8 protein-coding genes are annotated in these 5560 nt (G+C 55.7%); all 8 read left to right on the forward strand.

Annotation, left to right across the window (positions count from 1 at the left end; translation table 11 throughout):
- On the forward strand, window positions 1-337 hold a 337-nt coding region (locus ACETWG_02260; protein MFB0515411.1), incomplete at its 5' end, for an elongation factor P.
- A gap of 35 nt (window positions 338-372) precedes the next feature.
- Window positions 373-855: an acetyl-CoA carboxylase biotin carboxyl carrier protein gene (accB, locus tag ACETWG_02265; protein ID MFB0515412.1), complete on the forward strand. Its 483-nt coding sequence runs from the start codon at window positions 373-375 to the stop codon at window positions 853-855.
- A gap of 75 nt (window positions 856-930) precedes the next feature.
- A complete protein-coding gene (gene accC, locus ACETWG_02270) occupies window positions 931-2292 on the forward strand; it encodes an acetyl-CoA carboxylase biotin carboxylase subunit (protein MFB0515413.1) in 1362 nt (453 codons plus the stop codon).
- Window positions 2289-2666 (forward strand): glycine cleavage system protein GcvH, encoded by a 378-nt coding sequence (gene gcvH / locus ACETWG_02275; protein MFB0515414.1) that lies wholly within the window; start codon window positions 2289-2291, stop codon window positions 2664-2666. Before accC ends, gcvH begins: the two co-directional genes overlap by 4 nt.
- Window positions 2663-4000, forward strand: coding sequence for an aminomethyl-transferring glycine dehydrogenase subunit GcvPA (gcvPA, locus tag ACETWG_02280; protein ID MFB0515415.1), 1338 nt, complete (start codon window positions 2663-2665; stop codon window positions 3998-4000). Before gcvH ends, gcvPA begins: the two co-directional genes overlap by 4 nt.
- Window positions 4000-4743, forward strand: a complete 744-nt coding sequence (locus ACETWG_02285; GenBank protein ID MFB0515416.1) for a geranylgeranylglyceryl/heptaprenylglyceryl phosphate synthase — start codon at window positions 4000-4002, stop codon at window positions 4741-4743. Before gcvPA ends, ACETWG_02285 begins: the two co-directional genes overlap by 1 nt.
- A 35-nt stretch (window positions 4744-4778) precedes the next feature.
- Window positions 4779-5357: an SIS domain-containing protein gene (locus tag ACETWG_02290; protein ID MFB0515417.1), complete on the forward strand. Its 579-nt coding sequence runs from the start codon at window positions 4779-4781 to the stop codon at window positions 5355-5357.
- Window positions 5357-5560, forward strand: a 204-nt coding sequence (locus tag ACETWG_02295; GenBank protein ID MFB0515418.1) for a site-specific integrase, incomplete at its 3' end; no start/stop codon positions are given. The genes ACETWG_02290 and ACETWG_02295, both read left to right, overlap by 1 nt.

The raw sequence follows: 5560 nt of genomic DNA on the forward strand, positions 1-5560 counted from the left end.
CGGCCAGCACTACTATTTCATGGATAATGAGACTTACGACCAGCTGGCGCTCCCCACTGATCAGGTGGGGGATGTCACGGACTTCCTTGTCGATAACCTTGATGTGATCGTCGCCTTCCATGGAAGTGACCCGGTGGAGGTACGCGTACCCCAGCACATGAACTTAAAGGTGGTGGAAACCGAACCTGGTGTCAGGGGTGACACGGCCACGGGCGGAAGCAAGCCTGCTATGCTGGAGACAGGGGTAGTGATACAGGTCCCGCTGTTTGTAGAAGAGGGAGACACCATTCGCATCGATACCCGGGAGCGTCGCTATATTGAGCGCGTGAAGGGATAGGTGCGCGAACTATCGATGACTAACCTGAGGGGATTATGCTGAAGAATAAACTGAAAGAAATTATCGATATTGTCGAAAAGCACAACGTACACGAAGTAGAAGTTTCGACGTGGTGGGGGCGCAAAATACGCGTCACCAAGGACGCATCTAACATGGCCCTGGCCTATCCCCATACCTCGATTCAGGCATCTCCCTCTGTGCCCTCTCCGGACGCGAGCGACCAACAGCCGGTCACAACCAGGGAATCAGAAGTGCCGGAGTTGGTGAAGGAAACTGTCCACCACCAAATCCATGCGCCAATTGTTGGCACCTTTTACCGGGCTCCCTCGCCGGAATCGCCACCCTATATCAATATAGGCGACGAAATCTCCGTCGGCCAAGTGATCTGTATTATCGAGGCTATGAAGATCATGAATGAAATTGAGAGCGATATGAGTGGCACAGTGGTGAATATTCTGGTAGAAAATGCTACGCCGGTAGAATTTAATCAGCCGCTGGTCGTTGTCAACCCAAGTTGAACACGGTTCTGGCTGAAGCGTTTGCTCATTCTGTGGATTCATTGGTGAACCTCCCAGGGGATAGATTTCCGGTCCATGTTTAACAAGGTACTGATCGCCAATCGTGGGGAGATTGCCCTGCGGATCATCCGGGCCTGCCACGAGCTGGGCATATCAACAGTGGCAGTCTATTCCACTGCCGATGAGTTGGCCTTGCATGTGCGGTTCGCTACGGAAGCGGTGTGCATCGGCCCTCCGGAGAGCAGCCGGAGTTATCTGCACATTCCCTCCATCATCGCCGCCGCGGAGCTCACCAATGCTGATGCCATTCACCCGGGTTATGGTTTCCTGGCGGAAAACGCCGAGTTTGCGGCTATCTGTGAGGATCACGATATCACCTTTATCGGTCCCAAGGCCGACACTATCCGACTGATGGGAGACAAATCGGCGGCAAGGAAGACTATGATAGCAGCTTCGGTTCCAGTAACGCCCGGTTCCAAGGGAGTCATTCGGGATCCGCGAGAGGCTGTACGGGTGGCTGAGGAGCTGGGCTACCCGGTGATGCTCAAAGCATCGGCGGGAGGAGGCGGTCGGGGTATGCGCCGGGTGGAAGAACCGGAGCTGCTGCCAAAGGCTTTCATCCAGGCTCAGAATGAGGCCCAGAGTGCCTTTGGCAACGGCGATCTGTATGTAGAAAAGTACGTTACCGATCCCCGTCACATTGAAGTGCAAATAATGGGTAGTCCCGCCGGCCATGTGGTAGCTCTGGGTGAGAGGGAATGTTCCATCCAACGGCGCAATCAGAAGCTGATTGAGGAGTCCCCCTCTCCAGCCGTAGACGAGGCGCTACGAAAGAAGCTTTGCAAGGCCGCGGTGCGGGCTGCTGAAAAGGTCGGGTATCTGGGTGCCGGCACGGTGGAGTTCCTACTGGATGGCGAGGGCAACTTCTATTTCATGGAGATGAACACCCGTATTCAAGTGGAGCATCCCGTGACGGAGATGGTTTACGGGATCGATCTGGTCAAGACCCAGATCGGTGTCCATGCTGGAGTACCCGTGCCGAACTGGGTAGAGAAGGCCAAGCTCCGTGGACATGCTATTGAATGCCGCATTAATGCTGAGGACCCGTCCCACGATTTCCGGCCCTCGCCGGGAATGATCACCAGCTTCCACGTCCCGGGTGGCATGGGGGTGCGGGTGGACACTGCTGCTTATGCCGGCTACCAGGTGCAGCCCTATTACGATTCCATGATCGCCAAGCTCATTGTCCACGGCATCACCCGTGACTCGGCCATAAATCGGATGCGACAAGCACTGGAAGAGTTTGTCATCGAGGGGATCCCCTCTACTATCCCCTTTCACCAGCAGGTACTGGCGGACCCCAACTTCCGTCAAGGCCGCTTCACCACGTCCTTTCTTGAAACTTTTGAGTATCAACCGGTTGAGGAACTCGAATGAATATTCCTGAAGATTTGAAGTACACCAAGGATCACGAATGGGCTCGCATTGAAGGCGACACAGCCATCGTAGGCATCACCGATTATGCCCAGGGCGAACTGGGTGACATTATATTTATAGAATTTCCTAATGTAGGGGATGCCTTTGATCAGGGGGAGGCGTTCGGTACAGTAGAGGCGGTGAAGACTGTTGCCGATCTATTCACGCCCCTTTCCGGTCAGATTATAGCCATCAACAGCGACCTGGAGAACGCTCCGGGAAAGGTGAATAACGATCCTTATAGCGAAGGCTGGATGGTGAAGATACAGATCTCAAATCCCGGTGAGGTAGACCAACTTCTTGACGCCACCAGGTATAAGGATCTCATTTTGTGAGCCAACAGCATCCCTATATCCCGGCTACCGAAGCTGAAGAACAGGATATGCTTGAGGTTATCGGCGTGCGGTCCTTTGAGGAGTTGATCAAGATCATTCCTCCGGAGCTGCGCGTGAATGGGGAGCTTGGACTCGATCCTGGCTGTTCTGAGATGGAAGTATCCGCCGAGTTGAATCGCCTGGCAGAGTTGAATCGTCCTGCCACCACCGGTGTCTGCTTCCTGGGGGGTGGCGCCTATGATCACTATACTCCTGAGGCTGTGAAAGCTATCGCCCAGCGCTCTGAATTTTATACCGCCTACACACCGTACCAGGCTGAGGTAAGCCAGGGTACCCTCCAGGTGATGTATGAGTTTCAAACGCTGGTGTGCGATCTAAGTGGTCTGGACGTGGCCAACGCCAGCCTGTACGACGGTGCCTCTGCCGCCGCCGAAGCGTGTTCGATCGCCCTGGGGGCAACGGGTCGAGAAAAGATTCTGCTACCTGAAACCCTCAGTCCTCATATCCGGCTCGTCATTGAGACTTACCTCCAGAACCGGTCGTCAGAAAGTGTTTTTGTTGGCAGCCGGGATGGTCGGGTTGACCTGGATGAGTTGGCAGCCAAGTCCGAAGGTGCTGCCGGGGTAGTGATTCAGTCTCCCAATGTATTGGGCCTGGTGGAGGACTGGTCCGCCGCGCGCAAGGCTCTGGCCACCGAAGATACTCTGCTCATTGCTGCTGCTGATCCCCTTACCCTGGGCATTCAGGAAAGCCCCGGCGCAAGCGGAGCGGATATTTATGTTGGGGAAAGCCAGAGCCTGGGGATTCCACTTTCCTATGGCGGCCCTTACCTGGGGCTTATGGCAGCTAAAGAGAAGTACATTCGGCGGCTGCCGGGACGCATCGCCGGCCGGACCGTAGACCAGGAGGGTAAACCAGGCTTTGTAATGGTGCTGCGGACCCGGGAGCAGGACATCCGGCGGGAGAAAGCCACATCCAACATCTGCACCAACCAGGGCCTCATGGCCCTCTGGGCGACGATATACTTGTCCTTGCTAGGCAAGGAAGGTCTTCGGCAAATAGCCCGGCTGTGTTTCGATAAGAGCCAGTACCTCGGACGGGCCATTACCCAACTTCCGGGTTTTGAGTTGCCCTTCGGCTATGGGTACGTGAAAGAATTTGCGGTTCGCACCCCGGTTCCAGTCCAGGAGCTGCGCCTGCGAGCGGAAAAGGAAGGTCTTTTTATTGGCTCCGTGCACTGGAAAGGAGAAGACCTGATGCAACTGGCCGTAACCGAGAAGCGGACGCTAGAAGAGATGGACCGCTTGATAGATTTTCTGAGGCAGGTGGCTTAATGAGTGTTTTCCAGACCCTTATGCAACGGCTGGCCATTCAAAAGGCCAACTACCTAGTGCTTATCGACCCGGACCGTAAAAATGATGGTCGGTTGAATGAGCTGGTTTCTGGTGTGAATGAGTCTGGTGCCGATGCTATTCTGGTGGGCGGCAGCCTTATCATGGACGGCGGCTTTGAATCACGGGTAAGTACTATTAAAGCTGCCTCACGAGTACCGGTGATCCTCTTTCCTGGTTCATCAAACCAGCTTACAAAACAAGCGGATGCCGTTTTGTTTATGTCGCTCCTCAGTGGCAGGAATCCCCAGTATCTCATCGGAGAGCAGGTGCAAGCTGCGCCGGTGGTGAAGCATCTGGGGTTGGAAGTCATCCCGACGGGTTACCTCCTTATGGCGGGGGGAAATCCCACTGCGGTGGAGTTGATGAGCAGCAGCCAGCCGCTTCCTATGGATAAGCCCGACATCGTCCTGGCCCACGCCCTAGCGGCCCAATATCTGGGGATGTACCTGGTCTATCTGGAAGCTGGCAGCGGCGCTCAGCGGTCGGTGCCTGAAGATGTGATTCGTAATGTGGCCGGGGAGCTAGACATCCCCCTCATTGTAGGCGGGGGCATCCGCAAGCCTGAAGAAGCGGCCGGGAAAGTCCGGGCGGGCGCACGCTTCGTAGTAACCGGCACCATTGTCGAACAGGAGGGCGGCCCGGATATTATGCGAGCCTTCGCCGCAGCAGTACACGAAGGGTGAGATTTGTGGGCAGTTCATTAGCTGAATCCCGTAGCTTGGCGGTTAATCATCTGAATGACAGTGCCGCTACTATCCAGACTATGATATCTCAATGTCTGGAGGATATTGTGGCTGCGGGTGAAGTACTGGTTGAGTCCTTTAAGAAGGGACACAAGGTGCTTATCTGCGGTAATGGCGGGTCGGCCGCCGACGCCCAGCACCTGGCTGCCGAACTCATGGGACGGTTTACTTCGGTGCGCAAACCCCTGCCTGCCGTCGCTCTTACCACCGACACTTCGCTCCTCACTGCCTGGTCCAACGACGTGGATTTTGAATCGGTTTTTGCGCGCCAGGTGGAGGGCCTGGGTCAGCCGGGAGACGTGCTGGTGGCTATCAGCACCAGTGGCAACGCCCCGAACGTAGTTCGGGCGGCGGCGCAGGCCCGGAAACAGGATCTGCAGGTCATTATCCTTACAGGCAATACCGGGGGCAAGTTGGCGCAGGGGGTCAGGCCTGAGGAAATCATCATCCGCGTGCCCTCCACCGACACCCAGCACATCCAGGAGGCGCACATAGCCGTGGGGCACATTCTATGTGCCCTGGTAGAAAAAGCTCTGGCCTTTCAGGCAGCATAATGGATGAAAGGATTCCCTTCGGAGCAGAGCACCTTCAGGACTATCTCCTGTACGCCAAGGTTGAACGCAACCTATCACCAACCACCCTGCTGGCCTATCAGACCGATTTAGCCCGTTACCTGAATTACCTGAACGATATCGGCGTCAAGAATCTCAGCGACGTGCGCCAGGGCCAGGTGCGGGGTTATACCCGCTGGTTGAAC

This window comes from Candidatus Neomarinimicrobiota bacterium, from assembly GCA_041862535.1.
Lineage (GTDB): Bacteria > Fidelibacterota > Marinisomatia > SCGC-AAA003-L08 > TS1B11.